Origin of the sequence: Nocardia sp. NPDC047648 (assembly GCF_040642815.1) — a bacterium.
In the GTDB taxonomy this organism is placed as follows: domain Bacteria; phylum Actinomycetota; class Actinomycetes; order Mycobacteriales; family Mycobacteriaceae; genus Nocardia; species Nocardia gamkensis.
Genome location: NZ_JBEYSX010000002.1, coordinates 483,158 through 509,141 on the forward strand (window position 1 = coordinate 483,158; position 25,984 = coordinate 509,141).

General features: G+C 69.0%; 26 protein-coding genes. 16 read left to right on the plus strand and 10 right to left on the minus strand.

From position 1 onward, the window contains the following. Positions 1–155: 155 nt before the first annotated feature. The 12 genes from ABZ803_RS06575 to ABZ803_RS06630 all read left to right on the plus strand — a co-directional run bounded on the left by ABZ803_RS06575 (position 156) and on the right by ABZ803_RS06630 (position 11,963). A complete protein-coding gene (locus ABZ803_RS06575; protein ID WP_357034323.1) occupies positions 156–902 on the plus strand; it encodes a DivIVA domain-containing protein in 747 nt (248 codons plus the stop codon). Between the two features lie 96 nt (positions 903–998). Then, the gene (locus tag ABZ803_RS06580) at positions 999–1,637 is read left to right on the plus strand and encodes a DUF177 domain-containing protein (protein ID WP_357034325.1); all 639 of its coding nucleotides are present in this window, start codon (positions 999–1,001) and stop codon (positions 1,635–1,637) included. Positions 1,638–1,689: 52 nt separating this feature from the next. Beyond that, positions 1,690–1,872: a 50S ribosomal protein L32 gene (rpmF, locus tag ABZ803_RS06585; protein ID WP_014987105.1), complete on the plus strand. Its 183-nt coding sequence runs from the start codon at positions 1,690–1,692 to the stop codon at positions 1,870–1,872. 22 nt (positions 1,873–1,894) lie between these two features. Beyond that, complete coding sequence (gene rnc / locus ABZ803_RS06590) at positions 1,895–2,608, plus strand: ribonuclease III (protein WP_357033723.1); 714 nt, start codon at positions 1,895–1,897, stop codon at positions 2,606–2,608. Between the two features lies 1 nt (position 2,609). After that, positions 2,610–3,470: a bifunctional DNA-formamidopyrimidine glycosylase/DNA-(apurinic or apyrimidinic site) lyase gene (gene mutM, locus ABZ803_RS06595; RefSeq protein ID WP_357033725.1), complete on the plus strand. Its 861-nt coding sequence runs from the start codon at positions 2,610–2,612 to the stop codon at positions 3,468–3,470. 64 nt (positions 3,471–3,534) lie between these two features. Beyond that, positions 3,535–4,116, plus strand: a complete 582-nt coding sequence (locus ABZ803_RS06600; RefSeq protein ID WP_357033727.1) for a dihydrofolate reductase family protein — start codon at positions 3,535–3,537, stop codon at positions 4,114–4,116. A gap of 4 nt (positions 4,117–4,120) precedes the next feature. After that, complete coding sequence (locus ABZ803_RS06605) at positions 4,121–5,182, plus strand: PHP domain-containing protein (protein WP_357033729.1); 1,062 nt, start codon at positions 4,121–4,123, stop codon at positions 5,180–5,182. A gap of 100 nt (positions 5,183–5,282) precedes the next feature. Then, on the plus strand, positions 5,283–6,809 hold the full coding sequence (locus ABZ803_RS06610; protein WP_357033731.1) for a substrate-binding domain-containing protein: 1,527 nt from the start codon (positions 5,283–5,285) through the stop codon (positions 6,807–6,809). Positions 6,810–6,900: 91 nt separating this feature from the next. Then, on the plus strand, positions 6,901–8,010 hold the full coding sequence (locus ABZ803_RS06615) for a winged helix DNA-binding domain-containing protein (RefSeq protein ID WP_357033733.1): 1,110 nt from the start codon (positions 6,901–6,903) through the stop codon (positions 8,008–8,010). A gap of 349 nt (positions 8,011–8,359) precedes the next feature. Next, the gene (locus ABZ803_RS06620; RefSeq protein ID WP_357034327.1) at positions 8,360–9,556 is read left to right on the plus strand and encodes a glycosyltransferase family 4 protein; all 1,197 of its coding nucleotides are present in this window, start codon (positions 8,360–8,362) and stop codon (positions 9,554–9,556) included. A gap of 14 nt (positions 9,557–9,570) precedes the next feature. After that, positions 9,571–11,682 (plus strand): glycogen debranching N-terminal domain-containing protein, encoded by a 2,112-nt coding sequence (locus ABZ803_RS06625; RefSeq protein ID WP_357034329.1) that lies wholly within the window; start codon positions 9,571–9,573, stop codon positions 11,680–11,682. Between the two features lie 95 nt (positions 11,683–11,777). Beyond that, positions 11,778–11,963, plus strand: coding sequence for a hypothetical protein (locus tag ABZ803_RS06630; RefSeq protein WP_357033735.1), 186 nt, complete (start codon positions 11,778–11,780; stop codon positions 11,961–11,963). Between the two features lie 72 nt (positions 11,964–12,035). Here ABZ803_RS06630 and ABZ803_RS06635 read toward each other — a convergent pair whose 3' ends face one another. The 8 genes from ABZ803_RS06635 to ABZ803_RS06670 all read right to left on the minus strand — a co-directional run bounded on the left by ABZ803_RS06635 (position 12,036) and on the right by ABZ803_RS06670 (position 19,035). After that, positions 12,036–12,491, minus strand: a complete 456-nt coding sequence (locus ABZ803_RS06635) for a DUF350 domain-containing protein (RefSeq protein WP_062969855.1) — start codon at positions 12,489–12,491, stop codon at positions 12,036–12,038. Positions 12,492–12,555: 64 nt separating this feature from the next. Continuing rightward, on the minus strand, positions 12,556–13,719 hold the full coding sequence (locus ABZ803_RS06640; RefSeq protein ID WP_357033737.1) for a glutathionylspermidine synthase family protein: 1,164 nt from the start codon (positions 13,717–13,719) through the stop codon (positions 12,556–12,558). After that, positions 13,720–14,526 (minus strand): hypothetical protein, encoded by an 807-nt coding sequence (locus ABZ803_RS06645; protein WP_357033739.1) that lies wholly within the window; start codon positions 14,524–14,526, stop codon positions 13,720–13,722. Positions 14,527–14,557: 31 nt separating this feature from the next. Then, positions 14,558–14,836 carry an acylphosphatase gene (locus tag ABZ803_RS06650; RefSeq protein WP_357033741.1) on the minus strand — a complete coding sequence of 93 codons (279 nt, stop codon included), beginning with the start codon at positions 14,834–14,836 and terminating at the stop codon, positions 14,558–14,560. Then, positions 14,836–15,303 carry an OsmC family protein gene (locus tag ABZ803_RS06655; protein WP_357033743.1) on the minus strand — a complete coding sequence of 156 codons (468 nt, stop codon included), beginning with the start codon at positions 15,301–15,303 and terminating at the stop codon, positions 14,836–14,838. The genes ABZ803_RS06650 and ABZ803_RS06655 overlap by 1 nt, the downstream gene beginning before the upstream one ends. A gap of 98 nt (positions 15,304–15,401) precedes the next feature. Further along, positions 15,402–16,085: a response regulator gene (locus tag ABZ803_RS06660; protein WP_040868444.1), complete on the minus strand. Its 684-nt coding sequence runs from the start codon at positions 16,083–16,085 to the stop codon at positions 15,402–15,404. A 52-nt stretch (positions 16,086–16,137) separates the two neighbouring features. Continuing rightward, a complete protein-coding gene (locus ABZ803_RS06665) occupies positions 16,138–18,678 on the minus strand; it encodes a sensor histidine kinase KdpD (RefSeq protein WP_357033745.1) in 2,541 nt (846 codons plus the stop codon). A 102-nt stretch (positions 18,679–18,780) separates the two neighbouring features. Continuing rightward, positions 18,781–19,035, minus strand: a complete 255-nt coding sequence (locus tag ABZ803_RS06670; RefSeq protein WP_357033747.1) for a hypothetical protein — start codon at positions 19,033–19,035, stop codon at positions 18,781–18,783. 130 nt (positions 19,036–19,165) lie between these two features. On the opposite strand from ABZ803_RS06670, the gene kdpF reads away from it, so the two are divergent. The 4 genes from kdpF (at position 19,166) to ABZ803_RS06690 (ending at position 24,072) form a co-directional block, all read left to right on the plus strand. Next, on the plus strand, positions 19,166–19,372 hold the full coding sequence (kdpF, locus tag ABZ803_RS06675; RefSeq protein WP_357033749.1) for a K(+)-transporting ATPase subunit F: 207 nt from the start codon (positions 19,166–19,168) through the stop codon (positions 19,370–19,372). Then, complete coding sequence (gene kdpA, locus ABZ803_RS06680) at positions 19,373–21,043, plus strand: potassium-transporting ATPase subunit KdpA (RefSeq protein WP_357033751.1); 1,671 nt, start codon at positions 19,373–19,375, stop codon at positions 21,041–21,043. A gap of 100 nt (positions 21,044–21,143) precedes the next feature. Next, positions 21,144–23,201 (plus strand): potassium-transporting ATPase subunit KdpB, encoded by a 2,058-nt coding sequence (kdpB, locus tag ABZ803_RS06685; RefSeq protein WP_357034331.1) that lies wholly within the window; start codon positions 21,144–21,146, stop codon positions 23,199–23,201. A 1-nt stretch (position 23,202) separates the two neighbouring features. Continuing rightward, positions 23,203–24,072: a potassium-transporting ATPase subunit C gene (locus tag ABZ803_RS06690; RefSeq protein ID WP_357033753.1), complete on the plus strand. Its 870-nt coding sequence runs from the start codon at positions 23,203–23,205 to the stop codon at positions 24,070–24,072. Positions 24,073–24,120: 48 nt separating this feature from the next. On the opposite strand, the gene ABZ803_RS06695 is transcribed toward ABZ803_RS06690, so the two are convergent. Then, a complete protein-coding gene (locus ABZ803_RS06695) occupies positions 24,121–24,750 on the minus strand; it encodes an MBL fold metallo-hydrolase (RefSeq protein ID WP_357034333.1) in 630 nt (209 codons plus the stop codon). Beyond that, positions 24,744–25,829, minus strand: a complete 1,086-nt coding sequence (locus ABZ803_RS06700) for an S-(hydroxymethyl)mycothiol dehydrogenase (protein WP_357033754.1) — start codon at positions 25,827–25,829, stop codon at positions 24,744–24,746. Before ABZ803_RS06700 ends, ABZ803_RS06695 begins: the two co-directional genes overlap by 7 nt. Positions 25,830–25,984 lie beyond the last annotated feature (155 nt).

Below are 25,984 nucleotides of genomic sequence, written 5' to 3' on the forward strand. Positions count from 1 at the left end.
TGTAACACGAAGCGGAGAGGAGGTCTCCACTTGATTTCTGTGGCGTGCGAGACACTGGCACGACACACCGGAAAGTGACTCGGCACGAGCCGTGACGACGGGCACACTGGGCTGGGCGGAGAGTTTCGCCGTGAGTCCGCAGGAGGGTAGTGAGCATGTATCGCGTATTCGAAGCGCTCGACGAACTTGTCGCCATCGTCGAAGAGGCGCGTGGTATCCCCCCGACCCGAAGCTGCATCGTGCCGCGTGGCGACGTACTCGAACTACTCGACGACGTCCGCGACGCGCTGCCCGGCGAACTCGACGACGCCCAGGACGTGCTCGACCATCGGGACAAGATCGTGTCCGATGCCAGGACCGCGGCCGAGACCGCCGTGACCGGAGCGAACGAGCAGGCCGACCACACCATCACTTCGGCGCGCGAGGAAGCCGATCGCATCCTCGCCGACGCCAAGGCGCACGCCGACCGGATGGTCGCCGAGGCGAGTGCGCACGCCGATCACCTGGTCGCCTCCGCTCAGGAGGAGGCCGCTCGGGTGGTGGCCGACGGCAACGCCGAATACGAGGCGGTGACCGGCCGGGCGCGCGCCGAGTCGGACCGGATGATCGAGGCGGGCAAGGCCGCCTACGACCGCTCCGTGGCAGAGGGCCTCGCCGAGCAGGAGCGGCTGGTCACGCAGACCGAGGTGGTCCGGGCCGCGCACGCCGAGTCGGCCAGGGTGATCGACGCCGCGCACGCCGAAGCCGATCGCCTGCGCGAGGAATGCGATCACTACGTCGACTCCCGGCTGGCCGATTTCGAGGAGACGCTGACCAGCACGCTGCGCACGGTCGGACGGGGACGTCATCAGCTGCGCAGTGGCACGGGCGTACCCGACTACGCCAGCGAATTTCGCAGGTAGCGGCGCCGAGCGTGCGGGGCTGCGTTTGGGAGCGCTCCGCCTGATCGCGTATTGTGGAGTGGTTGCCCATACCCCTCGAGCGTGAGTGAGTTCGTGATGTCCGCCGGTTCCGGTTCCGCGTCGCGTCCCAAATCGGCCAAGCGCCGGTTGCCGGACGCCGGTTTCGTGCTGGACGCCCGCAGCCTCGGCCGCAGGCCGGGGACCATGCGCGAGCTGCGCCGGACCGTCACCACCGAGGATCGGATCGGTCTGGATCTGATCGCCGTCCCCGTGGGCGCGCAGGTGGAACTCGACCTGCAGCTGCAGGCGGTATCCGAAGGTGTGCTGGTCACCGGCACGGTCACCGCGCCGATCGAAGGGGAGTGCTCGCGCTGCCTGGAGCCGTTCGGCGACGAGGTCACCCTGCGGGTGACCGAGCTGTTCGCCTACCCGGACAGCGCCACCGAGCAGACCACCGAGGACGACGAGATCCACCGCCTGATCGACGACACGATCGATCTGGAGCCCGTGGTGATCGACGCCGTCGGCCTCGAGCTGCCGCTGCAGCCGCTGTGCTCGCCGGATTGCGCGGGACTGTGCCCGGAATGCGGCGTGCGGATGGCGATTGCGGGATCCGACCACGGGCATGAGATACTTGACCCTCGCTGGGCCGGACTGGCTAAGTTCGCCTCCGGATCGCCCGGCACAGGCAGCCCCGGCAGCCCCGATCAGGGTGCGGCCGACCGAGACCACTGAGCAAGACCGATCAGCCGAACCGGCAGAGCAATTAGACAGAGGAGAAGTAGTCGTGGCCGTTCCCAAGCGCCGGATGTCCCGTTCCAACACCAGGTCGCGGCGCAGCCAGTGGAAGGCCACCGCGCCGACCCTGATCACCTGCCCGAACCGCGCCTGCGGCGAGAAGACCCTGCCGCACATCGCCTGCCCGTCCTGCGGCACCTACAAGGGCCGCCAGGTCACCGCCGCGGTCTGATCGTTAGACCTGTCGTAGCGACGTGACCGACGAACCCGACTCGTCCGGTGAACACGCGAGCCTGCTCGCCGCCCTAGGCGTCGATCTGCAGCCGGATCTTCTGCGTCTCGCGCTGACCCATCGGTCGTACGCGTATGAGAACGGCGGTCTGCCGACGAACGAGCGTCTCGAGTTCCTCGGCGACTCCGTGCTCGGGCTGAGCATCACCGAACGGCTGTATCACGAGCATCCCTCGAAGTCCGAGGGTGAACTGGCCAAGCTGCGCGCGAGCGTGGTGAACATGCGCGCGCTTGCGGAGGTAGCCCGTGGGCTCGGCGATGGCGGCCTCGGTGTGCACCTGTTACTGGGCAAAGGCGAAGAACTCACCGGCGGCCGGGACAAGGAGAGCATCCTCGCCGACGGCATGGAGTCACTGCTCGGCGCCGTGCACCTGGAGCACGGCATCGAGGTGGCTCGTGCCGTGGTGTTGCGGCTGTTCGCCGAGCTGCTCGAGCGCGGACCGCGAATGGGCGCCGGACTGGACTGGAAGACGAGCCTGCAGGAACTCACCGCGGAGCGTGGTCTCGGCGTGCCCAGCTACGAGATCACCTCGACCGGGCCCGACCACGACAAGGAATTCACCGCAACCACGGTGATCGGTGGGCGGGCCTACGGGCAGGGTGTCGGCCGGTCCAAGAAGGAAGCCGAGCAGAAGGCCGCGGGGGCCGCCTACGAGGCGCTGACCGCCGAAACCTGACGTGCCCGAACTACCCGAGGTCGAGGTCGTGCGACGCGGCCTCGCCGAGCATGTGGTCGGCCGGGTCGTGGAATCGGTGGCGATCACCCATCCTCGCTCGGTGCGCCGCCATCTCGAAGGCGCCGCCGATCTCGCCGCGCGGTTGACCGGCCTGCGGGTCGAGTCGGCCGAGCGGCGCGGCAAATTCCTCTGGCTCACCTTCGACGACCCGGAAGCCGCCTTGGTCGTGCATCTGGGCATGAGCGGTCAGATGCTGGTTCAGCGCGCCGACGCGCCGCTGGAGAAGCACGCCCACATCCGCGCCACCTTCGGCGACGGTACCCAGCTGCGTTTCGTCGACCAGCGCACCTTCGGTGGCTGGGCGCTCGCGCCGCTGGTCGAGGTGGACGGCACCCTGGTGCCGCAGCCGGTCGCGCACATCGCCCGCGACCCGCTGGATCCGCGTTTCGACCCCGAGTCCGTGGTCGCCGTCGTCCGGGGCAAGCAGAGTGAGATCAAGCGCGTCCTGCTCGATCAGGGCGTCGTCTCCGGGATCGGCAACATCTACGCCGACGAGGCGCTGTGGCGGTCGAAGATCCACGGTGGCCGGCTCGCCTCGGGACTGTCCAGGCCTGCGGTGCGCGGACTGCTCGCCGACGTGGCCACGGTGATGGGCGAAGCGCTCGACGCGGGCGGTACCTCGTTCGACGCGCTCTATGTGAACGTCAACGGCCAGTCGGGCTACTTCGAACGCGCCTTGGCCGTATACGGTCGGGAGAACGAGCCGTGTCGCCGGTGTGGAGCGCCGATCATCCGGGAGCGGTTCATGAACCGCTCGTCCTACTCCTGCCCGCGCTGCCAGCCGAAGCCTCGCCGTCGCTAGCGCGGGCGGGCTACCGTTTCCTCAGGGCGGTTCGGAATGTCAGCCGGCCGTGAGGAAGGGAAGCATGCGCAAGCTCACCTATTACGTCGCGTCGACGATCGATGGATTCATCGCCACCGAGGACGGCTCGGTCGACTTCTTCCCGGTCGGCGGCGACCACGGTCCGTCGATCAATGCGCAGTACCCCGAGACGCTGCCCACCAAGGTCCGCGAGGCGCTCGGGGTGGAGGAGCACAATCGCTATTTCGACACCGTGCTGATGGGGCGCAAGACGCACGACTTCGGCGTCCGCACCGGCACCTCCACGCCGTACGCGCACCTGCGGCAGTTCGTGGTCTCGACCACGCTGCCCGAGAGCCCCGATCCGGCTGTCGAGCTGATCTCGCAGAACCCGGTCGAGAAGGTTCGTGAACTCAAACGGGAGAGCGGGCTGGGCATCTGGTTGTGCGGTGGCGGCGAACTGGCGCAGGTGCTGCTGCCGGAGATCGACCAGATCTTCCTCAAGCTCTACCCGATCGTGCTCGGCTGCGGCCGCCCGCTGTTCGGCGCCGGGTCGCGGCTGCCCGAACCCGCCAAGTTCCGGGTGATCACCAGCACCGTGTTCGAGGACGGCGTGGCCTTCGTCAAATACAGCCGGGTGCGCTAGCACGGTGCCCGACCAGGATCCGAGCGGGCTGCCGGACCGGGCCGCGGTGCCCGGTCCGGAGGCGGCGCTGCGGGAGATCGGCTTCTGGCTGGAGCGCTCCCGTGCGGAGACCCACCGGGTGAAGGCCTATCGGCGCGCCGCCGACGTCGTCGCGGGATTGCCCGCCGACGAGCGCGCGGCGCGCCGAGCGGCCGGCAGCTGGACCGAACTGGCAGGCATCGGGCCCAAGACCGCCGCCGTCATCGAGCAGGCGTACGCCGGTGTGGTGCCGCGATACCTGGCCGAGTTGCGCGCGGCCGCCCAGCCGATCGGGGCGCCGGGCAAACCGTTGCGCGAACAGTTGCGCGGCGATCTGCACACGCACTCGAACTGGTCCGACGGTGGCAGCCCGATCGAGGAGATGATGCGCGTCGCGGCGGCGCTCGGGCACGAGTACTGCGCCCTGACCGACCATTCGCCGCGCCTGACCGTGGCCAACGGCCTGTCCGCCGACCGACTGCGCAAGCAACTCGACGTGGTCGCCGAACTCAACGACCGGATGGCGCCGTTCCGTATCCTCACCGGCATCGAAGTGGACATCCTCGACGACGGCACGCTCGACCAGCAGGCGGATCTGCTCGCTCGCCTGGACATCGTCGTGGCCAGCGTGCATTCGCACCTGCGCGACGACAGCGCGACGATGACCAAGCGCATGGCGTACGCGGTCGCCGACCCCAACGTCGACGTGCTGGGCCACTGCACCGGCCGCCTGGTCGCGGGTGGACGCGGCACCAGGCCGGAGTCGACGTTCGACGCCGAGGTGGTGTTCGAGGCGTGCCGCACCTACGGCACCGCCGTGGAGATCAACAGCAGGCCCGAACGACTCGATCCGCCTTCGCGATTGCTGCGACTGGCCGCCGAGATGGGGTGCTACTTCTCGATCGACACCGACGCGCACGCTCCGGGACAGCTCGACTTGCAGGGCTACGGTTGTGAGCGCGCGGTCGCGAACGGTGTCGCGCCGGAACGGGTGATCAACACCTGGCCGCTGGCGGATCTCTCGGCTTGGACTCGCGCGCGAGCGTGACCGCCGGGTTAACTGTTGCCGAACACTTCGACTTCGCCTGGGTCGGTAGGCGATCGCCGCCGAGAATGAGGGCCACACGGATTGCTGGGGGGATCGACTGGTGGGCGACTTTCCGCTCGAAATCGTACTGGCGCTCATCGGTATCGCGGTGCCGATCGGCGCGTTCCTGTGGGAGTTCGTCTTCGCGGGCCGCAGGCGGCTCGGCTATCGAGTGCAGATGGACACGCCGGTCACCGGCGAGATCGAGTCGGTGTTCCCCGGTGTGCTTCCGCAGCTGCGCCCCTCGGCCGACGGCGCCAGCCCGGACCTGAAGGACATCTCGGTCGTGCTGGTGCGCATCGAGAACAGCGGCGTCACGACCATCGACAGTCATGACTACAAGGCGCCGGAAGCCGCGCGGATCGGTCTGCACCTGCGCTTTCCGCAGCGCCGCGTAATCGGCATGGCGGTCAACGAACTCAGCGATCCCGCGTTGGCCGACAACCTCGACGCCGACTCCGGCATCGCGGTACGCGAGGACACCGACGGGCACATCGGTGTGATCGACCTGCCGAAGGTGCCGCTCGGCCCCGGCGATCACTACAAGATCCTGGCGATCCTGCAGCGTTCCGAAGGTGTGGGCGAATACCCGCAACCGGTGCTGCGCGGCGGCATCAAAGCCGGCCGGATCACCGAGACCCGCAGCCGCACTGGAATTCCGCTGATGATGGTCGCGCTCACGATATTCCTGGTGCTGGTGATCGTCGTCCAACTGGTAGTGGCCGCGCTGGAGCCGTCGCCGACGCCACTGGAGTGCGCCTCGGGCAAACTGACCGTGACCGGGTCGTCGGCGTTCGGCCCGGTGGTCAGGGAAGCCGCCGAGCAGTATCGGAAGCGTTGCACCGGTGCGGAATTCGCGTTCGGTTTCGAGGGCACCGAGCGTGGACTGGACCGGCTCGCCGAGGAGGGTGCGGGCAACTCCGGATTGCTCGCCATCACCGACGGCGCGAAGGGCAGCGGTTATCCGTCGTTGGTGCACCGTCCGCTCGCCTTGTCGTTGTTCACCATGATCGTGCATCCCGGCGTCGGCGTCCGGGATCTCACCGTCGCCCAGATCCGGGATCTGTACCGGGGCGGCATCGGTAACTGGCGCGAGGTGGGCGGACCCGACCTGCCGGTGGTGCTGGTCAACCGCACCCCGGGTTCCGGTTCGCGCAACACCTTCGAACGCAGGCTGCTCGACGGCACTCAGCCGGATCGCCCGCACGTGAGCTGCACGGCGCTGAAGGGCACCGTCACCACCGCGCCCGCGCACTGCGAGGTCCAGGTCACGTCCGACATGCGCAAGGCGGTGGCCGAGATACCCGGAGCCATCGGCTATACGGAGTTCTCCGAGGCCGTCGACGCGGGTCTGCCGACCCTGGTGATCGAGGGCGTCGGCGCAGGCCGCGACGCCGCGGTGCGCCGCGCCTACCCCTTCTGGGGGGTCGAGTACGCCTACAGCAACGGCGAGTTGCCCGGCGACTCGCTCGCCGCGAGCTTTCTGCACTTCCTGACCGATCAGACCGGCAAGGAGGTGCTGCGCGCGCACGGCAACGCGCCGTGCGCCGACTTGCCCGATCCCGGCCGCTGCCTACCGGATCAGTGAACCCCGGACGCCGTCGCGGGCAACCCGTGGCACGGTGCGCACGCTTCGCGAGGAGCGTCGAGATGTCGGTGGGCTCGGCGAAGATGGGCGCATGACGGAACTATCACTGCGCGAGCTGAATCGGACGCTGCTGGTGCGCCAGAAGCTGGTGGAGCGGGTGGCGCTGCCCCCGCTCGAACTGGTCCGGCATCTGGTCGCGGTGCAGGGCCAGGAGCCGAACTGGCCCTATGTGGGGCTGTGGTCGCGCCTCGCGGAGTTCCGGCACGACGATTTGGCCGCGCTGCTGCGTGACCGCAGGCTGGTGCGCTCCACCATGATCCGCCGGACCGTCCATCTGGCCGACGCCGCGGACTACCGCTGGCTGCGGCCTACGGTGCAACCGGTGGTCGACGCCGCGCTGAAAGCGCCGTATTTTCGCGACGAGATCGACGGCGTCGACCTGGGAGCACTCGCGGCCGCCGGACGTGAACTGCTGGCCGGACAGCGGCTGCGCCGCCGCGAACTGGGTGACCTGCTCGCCCGGCGTTTCCCGGACCGGCACACGCGCAGGCTCGCCGAAACCGTCGAGTTGCTGGTCCCGTTGACGCACGGCCCCGAGACCGGCGCGTGGGGGCGGTGGCGCAATCGGCAGGTCACGGTCGGTCTGGCCGAGGAATGGACGGGCCTGCCCATGGCCGAGGTGGCCCAGCCCGAGACGCTGATCCTGCGCTATCTCGCCGCGTTCGGTCCGGCCACGGTAGCGGACATGCAGGCGTGGGCGGGTATCACCCGGCTGGCCGAGGTCGTCGACGACCTGCGCACCCGGCTGCGCGTGTTCACCGACGACCAGCACCGCGTGTTGTTCGATCTGCCGGACGCGCCGTTGGCCGAGCCGGATCTGCCCGTGCCCGTACGCTTTCTGCCCGCCTTCGACAACGCGCTGCTGGGCCACAGGGACCGCCGCAGGATCATCAGCGAGGAAGACCGGAAGCGCACCGCCAGGGAGGCTTCCGCGGGCGTGCCCATGTATCTGGTCGACGGTTTCGTGCACGGCCGCTGGGCACTGGACGGCACCACGCTGCGCATCATGCCCTGGCATCCGCTGTCCGCGACCGAGGAGGCGGCGGTGCGCGCGGAAGCGGAGGATTTGCTGTCGTTCATCGTGGCGGGTGGCGACGCCACCGCCGCCGACCGCGATCCGCAGGTCGTCCTCGAAGGGTGAGACACGCGGCGACCGGCTGTCGGAGAAGGCGGGCCACCGGACTACCCATCGGTAGCTGAACAATCGCTGGGCGACGGGATTTTTCCCCAACTGTGGTTTGAACCACACCGCCTGAGGTACCTCCCACTCGGCCCCCCTGATCATGCCGAAAGCGTGACCAGGCCAACCAAGCCCCATGGACGGCGGTGCAGCTAGGTCTTCACCTCCGCCGCGGGGGCCACTTAGTTCAGTTCGGCGCCCGGTACTCCGAGTGCTGGGTGAATGCGAGTGCTACTTGGTTGTCCCTGGAAGGAGGGTCATGAGCGCGCTTTCCGTGCCGATTTCCGCGCAGGCGTCGTCCGATCTGGAGATGCCGTCGTGCGACTACGTGTCGACAGATCGCTCCAGCGGTCCGTTCCGGATCGCGATGGTCGTGCCGCCGTACTTCGACGTCCCGCCCAAGGCATACGGCGGTGTCGAGGCCGTGGTGGCCGATCTGGTCGACGCACTGGTGGCCCGTGGCCACGACGTGACTCTGCTTGGCGCGGGGGAACCGGGGACGAAGGCCAAGTTCGTGCCGGTGTGGGATCGGGCGCTGCCCGAGCGCCTCGGGGAGCCGTTTCCCGAGGTCGTGCACGCGTTGCGGGTGCGCCGCGCCATCGAGAAGCTCGTGGCCACATCGGGTGTCGACCTGGTGCACGACCACACCTTCGCAGGCCCGCTCAACGCGTCCGTCTTCCAGAGCATGGGCCTGCCGACGGTACTGACCGTGCACGGGCCGGTGGAGGACGACATCTACCGCTATTACCAGGATCTGGGCGACGAGGTGGCGCTGGTCGCGATCAGCGACCGGCAGCGCGAGCTGGCGCCGGGCCTGAATTGGTCCGGGCGCGTGCACAACGCGCTGCACGTCGACGACTGGCCGTTCCGTGTCGAGAAGGACGACTACGCGCTGTTCCTCGGCCGGTTCAACGAGTGCAAGGCCCCGCACTTGGCGCTGGAGGCGGCGCACGCGGCGGGCATCCCGCTGGTGCTGGCCGGTAAGTGCAGCGAACGTCCGGAACAGGCGTACTTCGAGGAGAAGGTGCGGCCGATGTTGACGGACAACGATCACGTGTTCGGACTCGCCGACGCGGCTGCCAAGCGTAAGCTGCTTGCGAATGCGCGTTGCCTGTTGTTCCCAATCCGCTGGGAGGAACCGTTCGGCATGGTGATGATCGAATCCATGGTTTGTGGCACGCCGGTGGTCGCGTTGCGCGGCGGGGCGGTGTCCGAGGTGATCGTCGACGGCGTGACCGGCCGCATCTGTGCGGATCCCGCCGAATTGCCCGCGGCCATCGAAGAGGTCCGCGGCATCGACCCGTATGCCTGCCGAGCCCACGTGCAGGCCAATTTCGGGTCCGACACGCTCGGCTTCGGGTACGAGCAGGTGTATCGCCGTCTGCTGCGTTCCAAGCAGCGGTTCGGCGCCGCGCCGCTCGATATCGCGGCGCCCGCGGCCGCGCCGCTCGACGCCACGGCGACCGGCTCCGCGCCCGTCCGGATCGCGGCGAGCGGATTGGCGTGAGCGGTGCCACCCCGTTGACCCCGGCCCCCCTGATTTCCGGTGAGTCCACCGGGTTCGGGGGGTGCGGTTCGGTGACCCTGGTCGAAGGCGGCACGTTCTGCCTGTCCAATCGGCTCGGTGACGTCGAACCGGGCAAGCCGCACGGCTTGTTCTTCCGGGACGCACGCGTGCTGTCGCGCTGGGAGTTGCTGGTGAACGGCAAACCCGCCGAGTCGCTTTCGGTGCTCAGTCCGGAGGCGTTCGCCGCCAGGTTCGTGTTGCGCAGGCCCCCGCAGGCGGGCCTGGCCGACAGCACGCTGCTGGTGGTGCGCGAACGGATCGTGGCCGACGGCATGCACGAGCTGATCACGCTGGAGAACATGGGCCGCGAGCCCACCGCGGTGCTGCTGGAGCTGCACGTGGACGCCGACTTCGTCGACCTCTTCGCGGTGAAGGAAGGCCGGGCGGGGCACGCACGGGCCGACGTGACGGTCGCCGACGGCGAACTGGTGCTGCACGACCACGCCGACCGCAGCCGGGGAATATCGATCTCCGCCACGGTGGAACCCGAGGTTCTTCCAGGTTCACTGCTGTGGCGGGTGATCGTGCCGGTCGGCGAATGCTGGCAGACCGAGATCATCGCCCAGCCGACGGTGGGAAACCAGCGATTCCAAGCCGTGTCGCCGGGGGAGCACTACAACGTCAGCGCGCCGGGCCGCAAGATCGAGGCGTGGCGCGACACCGCCACCGACATCGCCGCGTCCGACCCGGCGCTCACCCGCGTGCTGCGCCGCACCGAGAGCGACTTGGGCGCGTTGCAGATGCACGACGAATCCGGCAACGCCCGCCCCTTCGTCGCCGCGGGTGCGCCGTGGTTCATGACCCTGTTCGGCCGCGACAGCCTGCTCACCGCGTGGATGGCGCTACCGCTGGAGGTCGATCTGGCGCTGGGCACCCTCGAGCAGCTGGCGGAACTGCAAGGGCAGGACGTGAACCCGCTCACCGAGGAGGAACCCGGACGCATCATGCACGAGATGCGCCGCGGCCCGGCGGGCGGGCAGGTGTTCGGTGGCAACATCTATTACGGATCCGCCGACGCCACGCCGCTGTTCGTGATGCTGCTGGCCGAATGCCATCGCTGGGGCGCCGACTCCGAGGTGATCCGGCAACTGCTGCCCGCCGCCGACGCCGCGTTGCGCTGGATCACCGACTACGGCGACCGGGACGGCGACGGCTTCGTCGAGTACCGCCGCGCCACCGACCGCGGCCTGATCAACCAGGGGTGGAAGGACAGTTTCGACGGAATCAACTACGCCACCGGCCATATCGCCGAGGCGCCCATCGCGCTGTGCGAGGTGCAGGGCTATGTGCACGCCGCGATGCTGGCCCGGGCCGAGCTGGCCGAGGCGTTCGACGACCCGCGCCTGGCCGGCCTGCTGCGCGAACGAGCCGCGGAGTTGCGGGTCAAGTTCGCCGAGCAGTTCTGGCTGCCCGACCGTGGCTGGTACGCCGTGGCGCTGGACGGTGGCAAGCGGCAGGTCGACGCGCTGACCAGCAATGTGGCGCACTGTCTCTGGTCGGGTATCGCCACCGACGAGCACGCGGCCGAGCTGGTGGCGCGCATGGCGGCTCCCGAGATGGACTCCGGCTTCGGGCTGCGCACCTTGGCCTCGAATATGGGCGCCTACAACCCGATGAGCTATCACTGCGGTTCGATCTGGCCGCACGACACGGCGATCGCGGTGGCGGGGCTGCTGCGCTACCGGCACGTGCCCGGTGCGGTGAAGCTGGCAACCCGGCTGGCCACGGGCCTGCTGGACGCGGCGGCGGCGTTCGAGGGGCGCCTGCCGGAGCTGTTCTGTGGTTTCCCCCGGTCCCGATTCGCTACGCCCGTGCCGTATCCGACGTCCTGCTCGCCGCAGGCGTGGGCGAGCGCGGCGCCGCTGTTGCTGGTGCGCTCGTTCCTCGGACTCGACCCGCACACGCCGAGCAGGACGCTCACCGTCCGGCCGCAGCTACCGGCGCGGTGGGGCAAGGTCTCGCTGCGCGCGCTGCGGCTCGGTGCGACCACCGTCGACCTGGAGGCCGAGGGCGCGCAGATCACCGCGGCACGCCTGCCCGACGACTGGCGGCTGGTGACCCGGTGAGCCACACCGGTTGCCGAGAGGCCCGAGCGGGTATGCCTCCGGCGTAGGGACATTGCAAGCCTTCTCGCACTGATACGCGGCACGGGAGGTGCACGATGCAGACATCGCTGGATACGCAGGACCTCTGGCGGAGCCGATACCGGGACTGTTCCGCGGACCCGACAGATCTCGACCTCGATCGCGCGCTGTTCGTCCGCGGTGTGCACGCCGGTCACGGTCCGGAGTGCCGCCAGTACCTCGCCGCGGCGGCGTACTGTCTCGACCACGGAGACGCGCACTGACCCGCGGCCGCGCCGCTGCGAGGGATGTCGGGTCGGTGCCGGACGCGGGGCCCGATGAGTTCGCGGATACGCCTAGAGGATCGCGAAGGCGACGACCAAGCCGAGCGCGAAATGCGCGGCCGCCACCACGAGTACCTCGGTGGTGTAGGTGTCGGCGTGCAGCGCGGTGCCGATGTCGATGCCGAGCGCCCGCTCGATCACGCGCACCGAGATGACCTGGGCGACAATGCCGACCAGGCCGAACACCAGCGCGGCGATCAGTCCCTCGGACAGCTTGCCTCCGCCGCCGACGGCGAAGATGGCGAGCACGACGATGAACGCCATGCTGATCATGCCCGCGGCAGTGACGATGACGGCGTTCGGCTTGCCCGCCACCACCAGTTTGCGCAGCTTGCCCGGCGTGGTCAGGTCGATGGCGTAGAAGCCGACGAGCATGAGCACCAAGCCGACGAGGGCGTAGAGGATGATCGCTCCCACACCCTCGCCCAGCGAACTCCAGTACCCCGATTCCAGGGCGACTGCGGTCATCTTGATCCTTCCGAGAGGGATTGGCGGGCGGCCGAGATTATTTCGTGCTTGCCGGTGACGAGGTTCAATCGGTGATGCGGTGCGGGACGAAGGCGGAGCCGTCGTCGGTGATCAGTCCCGCGGTCTCGCGGATGCCGAGTCCCGCCGCGGCATCGCCGACGATCCACGCGCCGAGCACCGGACGCATGTCGTCGAATTCCGGCAGCGGGTCCAGCAACTGGTACACGTAACCTTCCTCGCCGTAGACGCCACCGGTCGCGGTCTCCAAACCCGCGCCGACGATCGTCATATTGGCGCCCTCGCGTCCCAGCTTCGGTTTACGGATGTACTCGGTGAGCTCGTTGGGCTGGTCGAGATAGGCGGGCAGCAGATTCGGGTGGCCCGGATACATCTCCCACAGCACCGCCAGGATCGCCTTGTTGCTCAGCAGCGTCTTCCACAGCGGCTCGATCCACATGGTCTCCGGCAGGCTGTCCACGACGCGCTTGCCGAAATCGTCGTCGAGCGCCCACTCCCACGGGTAGAGCTTGAAGATCGCCTCGATCGGAGCCTCCGCCAGATCGACGAAGCGTTCCAGCGCGGAATCGAAGCCGATCTCCTCGATCGGCAGCGCGATGGTGTCGAACCCGGCCTCGGCCGCGGTCTCCTGCATGTAGGCGGTGGTGACGTTGTCCTCACCGGTGGCGTCCGCGCCGGACCAGGTGAAATGCAATTGCGCGCTGGGCAGCACGTCGCGCAGCTCGCCCCACCGCTCGACCAGCTTCTCGTGCAACGAGTTCCACTGGTCGCCGCCGGGGTAGCGGTCGGTCAGCCAGTGCCACTGCACGATCGCCGCCTCCAGCAGCGAAGTCGGCGTGTCTGCGTTGTACTCCAGCAGTTTCGCCGGGCGCCGCGCGTCGTAACGCAGGTCGAAGCGCCCGTACACGTGCGGGTCGGAGCGCCGCCAGGATTCGGCGATCGGGCCCCAGCTCCATTCGGGCAGGCCGAAATCGGCGTACCGCTCGGTCAACACGATGTGCTCCACCGCGTTCAGGCACATCGAGTGCAGCAGTTCGACGTCGGCCTCCAAGGCGAGGATCTCCGGCATCTCGAACTCGTAGTGCACCGACTCGTCCCAGTACGGCCGCGGCTGACCGCTCGCGTCCCGTCCCGGCGAACCGTAGACCAGGCCCTGGCCCTCGATGATCTGCTGCCAGCCCGCCCGGGGCGTATCCCGCACGCGCCGCATCTACGACCCTCCGCCGGTGCTCTTGCTGCCCAGGCCGCCGCGCTGGATCGTGGTGCCGCTCTTGGTCTTGATCTCGGCGCCTTTCGGTTTGATGGTGGTGCCGCCGGTCGGCGGTCTGCCGACGGTGCCGGTGCCGCCGTAGTAGTAGCGGTACTGCGGTCCGCCGCCGAGGATGATCAGACCGGGACCGACGCCGGTGTCGCCGATGAAACCGGGACGACCGTCGCCGCAGTAGGAGTCGTCCACCACGACCTCTTGGCCGTTCTCGACTTTCACGCACTGAGCGGTGACCCGGTCCGGCGCGGTCAAGGCGCGATAGGTCAGGTAGCCGCCGCCGACCAGCGCGGCTACGCCGACAATGGCGGCACCGCCGATCATGACGCGCTTGCGGGTGCGCTTCTTGGCCTCCTCGGCCGCCGCGGCCGCGCGCTGCGCTTCCTCGGCGCGCTTGCGGGCCTTGTCCCTCGCTCGCAGCTCGGCCACCGTGGGCGGGCGGGGCTGGGTCACGCCGGCTTCTTGCCGCTGGATACTGCCGGGACGCGGCGGGTGCTCGGCGGGTGGTTGCTGGTCGGTGGGACCGCTCGGGCTGCCGGCCGGCACCGAAGTGGGCGTGGACCAGTCGGTCTCGGACTGCTCGGGGCCACCCGGTGTGGAAGCGGGTTCGGTGCCACCGGAGACGGGCGTCGACCAGTCCTGTTCGTCGCCGGACCCGGGCGCGGCGGGATCGTTCTCGCCGGGGCGTGGCGTCCCGGGCGGCCGCTGGGGATCGTCCCGGCGCTCGTCGTCACCCGGATGCCGCGTGCTCACCGCTGTTCCCCCCTCGTCGCCCGAACCACCACTACCGCTCCTCGAAACCGGTCAAATCGCCCCGCGCGGGCTCCCAGCTTTCCACAACCAACCTGACCTGACCAGGAGTATCGCCGGAACGCAGCTGTGCGAGCAACCGCTCGCAGGCCGGTCGCGGCCCCTCGGCGACCACGTGCACCCGGCCGTCCCTGGCATTCCTCGCCTGCCCGACCAGCCCCAGCTCCAGCGCCCGCGACCGAGTCCACCAGCGGAAACCCACGCCCTGAACCAGGCCGTGCACCCAGGCGCTCAACCGAACGGCCTCGTCCATCAGGCCTCGATGTCGAACGACAGCGTCACCTTCGATCCCGCCTTCAGCGTCCGTCCCACCGTGCAGACCTTGTCGATCGCACGCTGCACGGTGACCAGCAACCGCTCACGGGCCTCGTCGTCGAGTTCGCTGAGATCGAGTTCGAACACTTCGTCCAGCTGCGGGTAGACCTCGTTCTCCCGGTCGGCGTCACCGGAGACGCGGATGGTCGCGTCGAAGTTGTCGCCGAGTTTGCGCGACAGCGGGAAGTCCGCGCTCAAGCCGGAGCAGGCGGCCAGCGCGATCTTCAGCAGCTCGCCGGGGGTGAACACACCGGGGACGCCCTGCGAACCGATCAGGACCTCGGCGCCACGGGAGCTGCGTCCGGTGTAGGCCCTGGTTCCGGTGCGCTCGACCCACAGCGTGGTGGGCTCCGGCGCGCTCGGCGCCGCGGTGGCGGTGGCGGGTGTAGCGGTGTGTTCAGCCATGGGTTCGATCCTGCCATTGTCGTCGCAATCAACTCGCGCGCCTGGCAACGCCGCGACCCGTCGCGCCATTCCACGCCGCCGGTGGCCCGTGGCCGGGATTACTCCTGGAACCGATAACCCATGCCCGCCTCGGTGAGCAGATGCTTCGGGTGCGACGGATCGTCTTCCAGTTTGCGGCGCAATTGCGCAAGATAGACCCGCAGGTAGTGGGTCTCGGTGGCGTAGGAGGGGCCCCAGACCTCGCGCAGCAGTTCGCGCCGCCCGACCAGCTTGCCGCGATTGCGGACCAGCATCTCGAGCATGCCCCACTCGGTGGGCGTGAGGTGCACGGTATGTCCTCGCTTGGTGACCCTCTTGGCTGCCAGGTCGACGGTGAACGAGTCGGTGGTCACCACCGGGGCGGAGGCGTCGGAGTCGGTGGCGCCGCGCCGGACGGCGGCCCGCAGCCGAGCCAGCAGCTCGTCCATGCCGAACGGTTTGGTCACGTAGTCGTCGGCGCCCGCATCCAGCGCTTCGACCTTGTCGGCGGAATCCGTCCGCGCCGACAGCACGATCACCGGCGCCGAGGTCCAGCCGCGCAATCCCGCGAGCACCTCGATGCCGTCCATATCCGGCAGGCCGAGGTCGAGGATCACGACGTCCGGGTGCCGGTCGGCGGCCGCACGCAGACCCGCGCCACCGGTCGCGGCGGTGATCACCTCGTAGCCGCGGACCGACAGGTTGATTCGCAGCGCGCGCACGATCTGCGGTTCGTCGTCGACCACGAGTACCTTCGTCGCCATCGCCTCGGGCGTCTTCGTCACAACCGCCGCCTCCTGTGTCGTCACGGACACCTCACTCACCCGCGTTCGTCGTCTCGTGCGCCACGGCCGCGCCGCCGGCATCCGGCGGCTCCCCGCTGGGCAAGTCGACCAGCATGGTCAATCCTCCCCCCGGGGTGGGCTCGGCATGCACTGTGCCGCCCATCGCTTCGACGAACCCGCGCACCACCGACAGACCCAGGCCGACGCCGGTGGTGTTGTCGCGGTCGCCGAGGCGCTGGAAGGGTTCGAACAGCTGCTCCTCGGTGCCGTGCGGCACACCGGGGCCGGTGTCGACGACCGCGATCGCGACCCGGTCGCCCGCGCGTTCCGCAGTGATCCGGACCGTGTCCGCGCGGGGCGCGTGCCGCAACGCGTTGTCGATCAGGTTCGCCAGCACCCGTTCCAGCAGGCCGCTGTCGGCGCGCACCGAGACGTCGCCGACCTCCACCCGGATCCGGTCCACTGCCGCGCGCCGCAATCCCCGCGCGCCCATCCCGACGCTCACCAGCGCGCGGTGCACCGCCTCGTCCAGGTAGACCCGCCGGACCTGCGGCGTGACCACGCCGACCGCGAGCCGGGAGGAGTCGAGCAGATTACCGACCAGCGCAGTGAGTTGATCGACCGATTCCTCGATCGTCTCCAGGAGTTCGGCGGTGTCGTCGGGGGAGAATTCGATGTCGTCGCTGCGCAGGCTGGACACCGCAGCTTTGGCGCCTGCCAGCGGGGTGCGCAGGTCGTGGCTGACCGCCGAAAGCAGCGCACGCCGCAGGCGATCGGCCTCCAGCAGGGCCGCGGCGGCGCTGGCTTCCTCGGCGAGGCGCGCCTGCCGCACCAGGGCAACGGCCTGGTTGGTGACCGCGTTGAGCACCGGGCGGTCGGCGGCGGCCAGCGGGCGGCCGGACAGCAGCAGCCAGTGGCGGGCATCGCCGGCTTCCACCACGGTGTCCGCGTCAGAAGGCTGCCGTGGCGGGTCGACGCCCACCTCAGCGAGTATTCGGTCGCCCGCCACCAAGCCGACCGCGCGCTGCGCGAAGACCTCCCTGATCTGGTCGAGCAGCCGGGGCAGATCCGCGCCGTGCAGGATCGCGCCGGAGAACATGGTCAGCAGCTCGGCCTGCCGGGACGCCTTGCGCGCCTGAGCTGTTCGCTTCGCGGCCAGATCGACCAGCGCGGCCACCGCGACGGCGACGATGAGCAGCACCACCACGGTGATGAAGCTGTTCGGCTCGGCGATGGTGAGGCTGTAGCGCGGCGGTGCGAAGAACCAGTTCAGCAACAGCCCCGACAGCAGCGCCGAGAACGACGCGGGCACGACGCCGCCGAGCAGCGCCACCGCGACCACACCCACGACGAAGACGGCGCTGATGCCGCCGAGGTCCAGCACGTCGTCGAGGTACGCGGCGCCCAGCGCGCAGACCAGCGCCGGCACCAGCACGGCCGCGAGCCAGGCGGCCACGGGGCGGCGCGGGTGTAGCGCCGAGTACCGCAGCCCGCGGTGGGCCTCCTCGTGCGTCACCATGTGCACGTCGATCTTGCCGGAGCGCTGCACGACGGCGGAGCCGATGCCCTCGTCGAAGATTCGTGCCCAACGGGAGCGGCGGGACGTGCCGAGCACGAGCTGGGTCGCGTTCGCCTCGTGGGCGAACTCGAGCAACGCGGTGGGCACGTCCTCGCCGGTGACGGTGTGCAGCGAGGCACCCAGACCGGCCGCCAGTTCACGCAGCCGCGCCAGCCGCTCGGTGGACACCCCGGCCAAGCCGTCGCCGCGTACCACATGCACGACCACGAGGTCGGCACTGGATTTGGCGGCGATCCGGCCGGCCCGTCGCACGACGGTCTCCGATTCCGGACCACCGGTCACCGCCACCACGACCCGCTCGCGTGCCTCCCACAGCTCGGTGATGTGGTGGTCGGTGCGGTAGGCCGCCAGTGCGGCGTCCACCTGGTCGGCCAGCCAGAGCAACGCCAATTCGCGCAGCGCCGTGAGGTTTCCCGCGCGGAAATAGTTGCGCAACGCCGCGTCGATCTTCTCGGCGGCGTACACGTTGCCGTGCGAAAGTCTGCGCCGCAGCGCTTCCGGGGTGATATCGACCAGCTCGACCTGATCCGCCCCGCGCACCACCGCGTCCGGCACGGTTTCGCGCTGCTGGATGCCGGTGATCCGCTCCACGACGTCGTTGAGGCTGTCCAGATGCTGCACGTTGACCGTGGAAATCACGTCGATGCCCGCGTCGAGCAGTTCCGCCACGTCCTGCCAGCGCTTCTTGTGCTTGCTTCCGGGGGCGTTGGTGTGCGCCAGCTCGTCGACCAGCACCACCGCGGGCGCGCGCCGTAGTACCGCCTCGACGTCGAGTTCCGCGAACGTGCTGCCGCGATACTCGATCGACTTCGGCGGTATACGTTCGATGCCGTCGAGCAACCTCGCGGTCTTCTCCCTGCCGTGGGTTTCGACCACCCCGGCCACCACATCGCGGCCGCGTTCCAGTCGCCGGTGCGCCTCGCCGAGCATGGCGTAGGTCTTGCCGACTCCCGGCGCGGCGCCGAGGTAGATACGCAGCTGACCGCGTTTCACGTGTTCATCATCGCGCGTCGCGCTGCCGGGGCCGCACAAGGCTCGATCACCACGGCGTGCTGCCACGGGCACGGTGCTGCCGCGCCGCGTCGCCGGTCCCCGTCACCGGCGCGCATCGTCCGCCTCGATCATGACCGGTAGCGGCCGCCGCGTCTGTTCACGAGTTCCGAGCGCGCGGATGACCAGCGCGCAGCAGACGAAGGTGGCGACGAGGACGACTACCGACATTGTGATCCCTCTCTTCTCTCCCAGCCGTTCGGCGCCGGTCGCGCTGGAATGGTCCGCGTGGTCCGGCTCTCCACTTCTACCGCCGACGGACCCGCCGACCTCGATCTTTACGGTGTGCTGACGGTTCACCGGGATTCCTTGACGGGTTACTTGCGGGACGTCGCGCGGCCGTCAACGAAGCGCAAATGCCCGGCAGCGGAGCATCAAGAAGTCGTCAGGAACCGGTCGGCGGGGCCGGACGGGCGGTTCACTCGCTCTGATGCGCCGCGTCCCGGCGCGTAGAGGGAGGTTGTGGAGTCATGTCGGTCGTCGTGTTCGCCGCGCTCACCGTGGCGGCGTTCGCGCTGCTGGGGTTGGTCCAGCGCGGGGTGGAGAAATTGTGACCGCGAATTCGATCGGTCTGGTCCTCGCTGTCGGCGTGGCGATCTACCTGATCGCGGCGCTGCTGTTTCCCGAGAGGTTCTGAGTGAGCACGACAACCGCCGGGGCCGTTTTCGTGGCGGCCCTGATCCTGGCGCTCGCGCTGGTGCACGTGCCGCTGGGGGATTACATGTACCGGGTGTACGAGGGGCGAAGACACTCTCGTGTCGAACGCCTCGTCTACCGCGCGATCGGCGCGCAACCGGAAGTCGAGCAGCCGTGGCCGGTGTACGCACGCAGTGTGCTGGCCTTCTCGGCGGTCGGCATTCTCTTCCTGTTCTTTTTCCAACTCCTGCAAGGTCGATTGCCGCTGCACCTGAACGATTCGGGCACCACGATGACGCCCGCGCTCGCCTGGAACACCGCGGTCAGTTTCGTGACGAACACCAACTGGCAGAACTACTCCGGTGAGTCCACCCAGGGGCACCTGGTGCAGATGGCCGGGCTCGCCGTACAGAACTTCGTCTCGGCGGCGGTCGGCATGGCCGTGGCGGTTGCGCTCGTGCGTGGGTTCGCCCGCAGGCACACCGGCGACCTCGGCAACTTCTGGGTGGATCTGGTGCGCGGCACGCTGCGCATTCTGCTGCCGATCGCGTTCGTGTTCGCGGTCGTGCTGGTGGCGGGCGGTGTGATCCAGAACTTCCACCTGCACGATCAGGTGGCGCAGACTCTGAACGGCACGGAGCAGACGATCCCCGGTGGGCCGGTCGCCAGCCAAGAGGTGATCAAGGAACTGGGCACCAACGGCGGTGGGTTCTACAACGCCAACTCCGCGCACCCCTTCGAGAACCCGGCTGCCTGGACCAACTGGGTGGAGATCTTCCTGCTGCTGGTGATCAGCTTTTCGCTGCCGCGCACCTTCGGCCGGATGGTGGGCAGCCGCAAGCAGGGCTACGCGATCGTCGCGGTGATGGGGACGATCGCACTGATCAGTGTCATGTCGACCAATCTTTTCCAGCTCCAGCACCACGGCACTGTGCCGTCCGCGATCGGCGCGTCCATGGAGGGCGCCGAACAGCGCTTCGGCGTGGCGAATTCGGCGACCTTCGCCGCCTCGACGACACTGACCTCCACCGGAGCCGTCGACTCGTTCCACGACTCCTACACCAGCCTCGGCGGATTGATGACGATGTTCGATATGCAGCTGGGGGAGGTCGCACCGGGCGGCACCGGATCGGGTCTGTACGGCATGCTGATACTCGCGGTGATCACCGTGTTCGTCGCGGGCCTGATGGTCGGGCGCACCCCGGAATACTTGGGCAAGAAGATCACGCCGCGCGAGATCAAGCTCGCGGCATCCTATTTCCTGATCAGTCCGCTGATCGTGCTGGTCGGCACCGCCGCCGCTATGGCAATGCCGGGCCCGCGCGCGAGCATGCTGAATACCGGGCCGCACGGTCTGTCGGAGGTGTTGTACGCGTTCACCTCAGCCGCCAACAACAACGGCTCCGCCTTCGCGGGCCTGACCGGCAACACCGAGTGGTACAACACCGCACTCGGTCTCGCCATGCTCTTCGGCCGCTTCCTGCCGATCATCTTCGTGCTCGCGCTGGCCGGTTCACTGGCCCGGCAGGGCACCACCCCCGCGTCGATCGGCACGCTGCCGACGCACCGGCCGCAGTTCGTCGGCATGGTCGTCGGCGTGACGGTGATCCTGGTCGCGCTCACCTTCTTGCCCGCGCTGGCGCTCGGGCCGCTCGCCGAAGGAATCCACTGACATGTCCAGTTCTGTGATGGAGGGGAAGGTTTCGGCCCATGCCGAGCCCGAGCGGCGGCGGCGGGGCGAGAGCGTCCCGAGGGGAGTGCTCGATCCGAGGATGCTGCTGACCTCGTTGCCGGACGCGTTCCGCAAGCTCGATCCGCGCACCCTCTGGCGCAACCCGGTGATGCTCATCGTCGAGCTGGGCGCGGTGTGGGCGACCGTTCTCACACTGGCGGATCCGTCCTTTTTCGCCTGGGCGATCGTCGTGTGGCTGTGGCTCACGGTGATCTTCGCGAATCTGGCCGAGGCGGTCGCGGAGGGGCGCGGCAAGGCGCAAGCCGACACACTGCGCAAGGCGAAGACCGACACCGTCGCACGGCGACTGGTCGAATGGTCATCTGGCGCGCGGGTGGTCGAGGAGCGCGTCGCCGCTGCAGGACTGTGCCGCGGCGATCACGTCGTGGTCGAAGCCGGGCAGGTGATCCCGGGCGACGGCGACGTCGTGGAAGGCATCGCCTCGGTCGACGAGTCGGCGATCACCGGTGAATCAGCGCCGGTGATCCGGGAATCCGGCGGTGACCGGTCGGCGGTGACCGGCGGCACCACGGTGCTGTCGGACCGGATCGTCGTGCGGATCACCCAGGAGCCGGGGCGCAGCTTCATCGACAAGATGATCGCGCTGGTGGAGGGCGCGAGCAGGCAGAAGACCCCGAACGAGATCGCGCTGAACATCCTGCTGGCGGCGCTGACGATCATCTTCGTCTTCGCGGTCGTCACCCTGCAGCCGATGGCGATCTTCAGCAAGTCGAACAATCCGGGGGTGCCGGACAGCGCGGCGCTGGACACGCATGGTGTCACCGGCATCGTGCTGGTCTCGCTGCTGGTGTGCCTGATCCCCACGACCATCGGCGCGCTGCTCTCGGCGATCGGCATCGCGGGCATGGATCGCCTGGTGCAGCGCAATGTGCTCGCCATGTCCGGTCGTGCCGTCGAGGCCGCGGGTGATGTGAACACGCTGCTGCTGGACAAGACCGGCACCATCACCCTCGGTAATCGACAGGCCACGAACTTCGTCCCGGCGCCGGGCGTGAGCGAGGACGAAGTGGCCGACGCCGCACAGCTTTCCAGCCTGGCCGACGAGACGCCGGAAGGCCGCTCCATCGTCGTCTACGCCAAGCAGGCCCATGGGTTGCGGGAGCGGACGGCAGGCGAGCTGGCCCACGCGCGGTGGGTCGAGTTCACCGCGCAGACTCGGATGTCGGGTGTCGACCTGGACGGCCGCCGGTTGCGCAAGGGCGCGGCGGGCGCGGTCACCGACTGGGTGCGGGCCGAGGGCGGTGCGGTGCCCGGCGAACTCGGCGCGACCGTCGACGGGATCTCCGCGGCGGGCGGCACGCCGCTGGTCGTGGGCCGGGTAGCCGATGGTGTCGCGCGGGTGCTGGGTGTGATCCAGCTGGAGGACGTGGTGAAGCAGGGGATGCGTGAACGGTTCGACGAGATGCGCCGGATGGGCATCCGGACCGTGATGATCACCGGTGACAATCCGTTGACGGCCCGGGCGATCGCCGACGCGGCCGGCGTCGACGACTTCCTCGCCGAGGCGACGCCGGAGGACAAGCTGGCCCTGATCAAACGGGAACAGGAGGGCGGACGGCTGGTCGCGATGACCGGCGACGGCACCAACGACGCGCCCGCGCTGGCGCAGGCCGACGTGGGCGTCGCGATGAACACCGGCACCTCGGCCGCCAAGGAGGCGGGCAACATGGTCGATCTGGACTCCGATCCGACCAAGCTGATCGAGATCGTGGAGATCGGCAAACAGTTGCTCATCACCCGCGGTGCACTGACCACGTTCTCCATCGCCAACGACATCGCCAAGTACTTCGCCATCATTCCGGCGCTGTTCGTGACGCTGTTCCCCGGTCTGGACCGGCTCAACGTGATGCGCCTGGCCAGTCCGCAGTCGGCGATCCTGTCGGCGGTGATCTTCAACGCCCTCGTCATCGTGGCGCTCATCCCGCTCGCGCTGCGCGGGGTGCGCTACCGGCCGTCCCACGCGTCGAAGTTGCTCAGCCGCAATCTCACCGTCTACGGGCTCGGCGGCGTCATCGCGCCGTTCCTCGGCATCAAACTCATCGACCTCGTTGTCCACTTCCTCCCCGGGATGTCCTGAGATGCGCCTTTCGACCTGGATCCGACAGCATCTCGCCGCGTTGCGCGCCCTGCTCGTGCTCACGGCGATCACCGGAATCGGCTATCCCTCGGCGGTACTCGCTGCGGCGCAGCTACCCGGGCTGCACGACAAGGCGGGCGGTTCACTGCTCGAGGCGAACGGATCGGTCGTGGGCTCCGCGCTCATCGGTCAATCATTCGCCGACGCCGACGGCGCCGCCCTCGCGCAGTATTTCCAGAGCCGCCCGTCGGCCGCTGGTCACGGCTACGACCCGATGACCACGGCGGCGAGCAATCTCGGACCGGAGGACATCGTGGACACCGCATCGCGGCCGAGCTTGCTCACCACCGTGTGCGCGCGTAGCAAGGCGGTCGGCGACCGTGAGGGGGTCGACGGCAGTCGCCCGTTCTGCACGAAAGACGGCGTTGGCGCGGTCCTCTCGGTGATCGGTGCGCGCGGCGCCGACGGCGACGTGGCGCATCCGGTGCAGGTCGTCAGCGTCAACCAGGTCTGCCCCGCGCGGCCGTTCCTCGCCACCTATCGCGGAGTGCGTGTCGAATGTGCCGAACCCGGACGGGACTACACCCTCGGCCGTATCGTGCCGATTCGCGGTGACGCCCCCGATTCCCCGGCGGTGCCCGCGGACGCCGTATCCGCGAGCGGCAGTGGGCTGGACCCCCATATCTCACCGGAGTACGCGACCATTCAGGTGGCGCGTGTCGCGAAGGCACGCGGGATCACCGAGGGGCAGGTGCGGGCACTGGTCGACGAACACACCCGCGGCCGGACCCTGGGTTTCCTGGGTGAGCCGCGGGTCGACGTCCTGCGCTTGAATCTGGATCTGGATCAGCGCTACCCGTACCGCGGCTGAGCGGGATCGCGGGCGGCCGCGCTCGATCCACCCGCGATCCTCGAGGTCTCAGTGACCGCGGGCGATCCACTCGGCCAGGAACGGTTTCTCCGCGCCGATGGTGGTGGAATCGCCGTGCCCGGTGTGCACCGCGGTTTCCTCCGGCAGCGTCAGCAGGCGTTCGCGAATCGACTCGATGATCGTTCCGAAATCGGAGAACGAGCGACCGGTCGCGCCGGGGCCGCCCGCGAACAGCGTGTCGCCCGTGAACACGGCTTTCGCGTCCGGCAGGTGCAGGGCGACCGATCCGGGGGAATGCCCGGGCGTGTGCAGCACCTGGATCTCGGTGTCCGCCACGGCGATCCGATCACCGTCCGTGAGCGGCTGGTAGCCGGCGTCCGGGTGGGTCATGCGCCACAGCGGCTCGTCGCCGGGATGCAGCAGGACCGGTGCGTTCAAGCGTTCGGCGAGTTCGGGCGCCACCGTCACGTGATCGTTGTGCCCGTGGGTGCACACGATCGCGCGGACGGCGCGGCCCGCGACCGCCGCGACGATCGGGCCCGCGTCGTGGGCGGCATCGATGACGACCACCTCGTCGTCATCACCGACCAGCCAGATGTTGTTGTCCACCGCCCAGGTGCCGCCGTCCAGGCAGAAGTCACCGGAGGTGACGACGCGGTCGATGCGCGCGGTCACCAGACCACCACCGAGCGCAGCACATCGCCGGTGTGCATCTCGGCGAAGGCCCGCTCCACCTGGTCGAGCCCGATGCGTTCGGTGACGAAGCGGTCCAGCGGCAGCCGTCCCTGGCGGTGCAGGCCGATCAGGGTGGGGAAGTCGCGTTCCGGCAGGCAGTCGCCGTACCAGGAGGACTTCAGCGCGCCGCCGCGGGAGAACAGGTCCAGCAGCGGCATCTCGATGGTCATCTCCGGAGTCGGCACGCCGACGAGCACCACCGTGCCTGCCAGGTCGCGGCCGTAGAACGCCTGCTTCCAGGTCTCCGGTCGCCCGACGGCCTCGATGACGACGTCGGCGCCCCACCCGCCGGTGTACTCCTGGATCTTCTCGACCACGTCCTCGGTGGTGGCGTCGATCGTGTGGGTGGCGCCGAAGTCCGTAGCCCAGCGCAGTTTCCGGGCGTCGCGGTCGACCGCGATGATGGTTTGGGCCCCCGCCAGCCGGGCTCCGGCGATCGCCGCGTCCCCGACGCCGCCGCAGCCGATCACCGCGACGGTGTCGCCGATCGAGACGTTGCCGGTGTGCAGCGCCGCGCCGATGCCTGCCATCACGCCGCAGCCGAGCAGACCTGCCACCGCGGGGTCGGCCGCCGGATCGACCTTGGTGCACTGGCCCTCGTGCACCAAGGTCTTGTCGGCGAACGCTCCGATGCCCAGCGCGGGGGTCAGTTCGGTGCCGTCGGCGAGCGTCATCTTCTTGCTCGCGTTGCGGCTGTCGAAGCAGTACCAGGGACGGCCCCGTTTGCACGCCCGGCACTCGCCGCAGACCGCGCGCCAGTTGAGGATCACGTAGTCACCCTCCGTCACGTGGGTGACCGCGGCGCCCACGGTTTCCACCACACCCGCCGCCTCGTGACCGAGCAGGAACGGGAAGTCGTCGGTGATACCGCCTTCGCGATAGTGCAGGTCGGTGTGGCAGACACCGCAAGCCTGCACCCGCACCACCACGTCGTGTGGTCCGGGATCCGGGATCACCACCTCGACGATCTCGACCGGTGCGCCTTTGCTGCGGGCCACGACCCCGCGGACGGTTTCCGACACCTGTTCCTCCTCCAGCGAGTTGGTCGGGACGCGGAGCCGGCCGTTCGGCGGGCCCGCGAGCCGAACACCTGTCCATACAGTTGTTCTCGTCCATCCGAACATTACCGCTGCCGGGTGTGAAGTCCCCGGTTTCGGACGGTGAACGCCATGGGGTT

Bases quoted from the DNA above. Each gene is read 5' to 3' on its own strand.
- ABZ803_RS06575 (WP_357034323.1), top strand. From the start codon at position 156: ATGTATCGCGTATTCGAAGCGCTCGACGAACTTGTCGCCATCGTCGAA.
- ABZ803_RS06580 (WP_357034325.1), top strand. From the start codon at position 999: ATGTCCGCCGGTTCCGGTTCCGCGTCGCGTCCCAAATCGGCCAAGCGC.
- ABZ803_RS06600 (WP_357033727.1), top strand. From the start codon at position 3,535: ATGCGCAAGCTCACCTATTACGTCGCGTCGACGATCGATGGATTCATC.
- ABZ803_RS06615 (WP_357033733.1), top strand. From the start codon at position 6,901: ATGACGGAACTATCACTGCGCGAGCTGAATCGGACGCTGCTGGTGCGC.
- ABZ803_RS06620 (WP_357034327.1), top strand. From the start codon at position 8,360: ATGCCGTCGTGCGACTACGTGTCGACAGATCGCTCCAGCGGTCCGTTC.
- ABZ803_RS06630 (WP_357033735.1), top strand. From the start codon at position 11,778: ATGCAGACATCGCTGGATACGCAGGACCTCTGGCGGAGCCGATACCGG.
- ABZ803_RS06635 (WP_062969855.1), bottom strand. From the start codon at position 12,491: ATGACCGCAGTCGCCCTGGAATCGGGGTACTGGAGTTCGCTGGGCGAG.
- ABZ803_RS06640 (WP_357033737.1), bottom strand. From the start codon at position 13,719: ATGCGGCGCGTGCGGGATACGCCCCGGGCGGGCTGGCAGCAGATCATC.
- ABZ803_RS06650 (WP_357033741.1), bottom strand. From the start codon at position 14,836: ATGGACGAGGCCGTTCGGTTGAGCGCCTGGGTGCACGGCCTGGTTCAG.
- ABZ803_RS06655 (WP_357033743.1), bottom strand. From the start codon at position 15,303: ATGGCTGAACACACCGCTACACCCGCCACCGCCACCGCGGCGCCGAGC.
- ABZ803_RS06660 (WP_040868444.1), bottom strand. From the start codon at position 16,085: ATGGCGACGAAGGTACTCGTGGTCGACGACGAACCGCAGATCGTGCGC.
- kdpF (WP_357033749.1), top strand. From the start codon at position 19,166: ATGCGCCGCGTCCCGGCGCGTAGAGGGAGGTTGTGGAGTCATGTCGGT.
- kdpB (WP_357034331.1), top strand. From the start codon at position 21,144: ATGCTGCTGACCTCGTTGCCGGACGCGTTCCGCAAGCTCGATCCGCGC.
- ABZ803_RS06690 (WP_357033753.1), top strand. From the start codon at position 23,203: ATGCGCCTTTCGACCTGGATCCGACAGCATCTCGCCGCGTTGCGCGCC.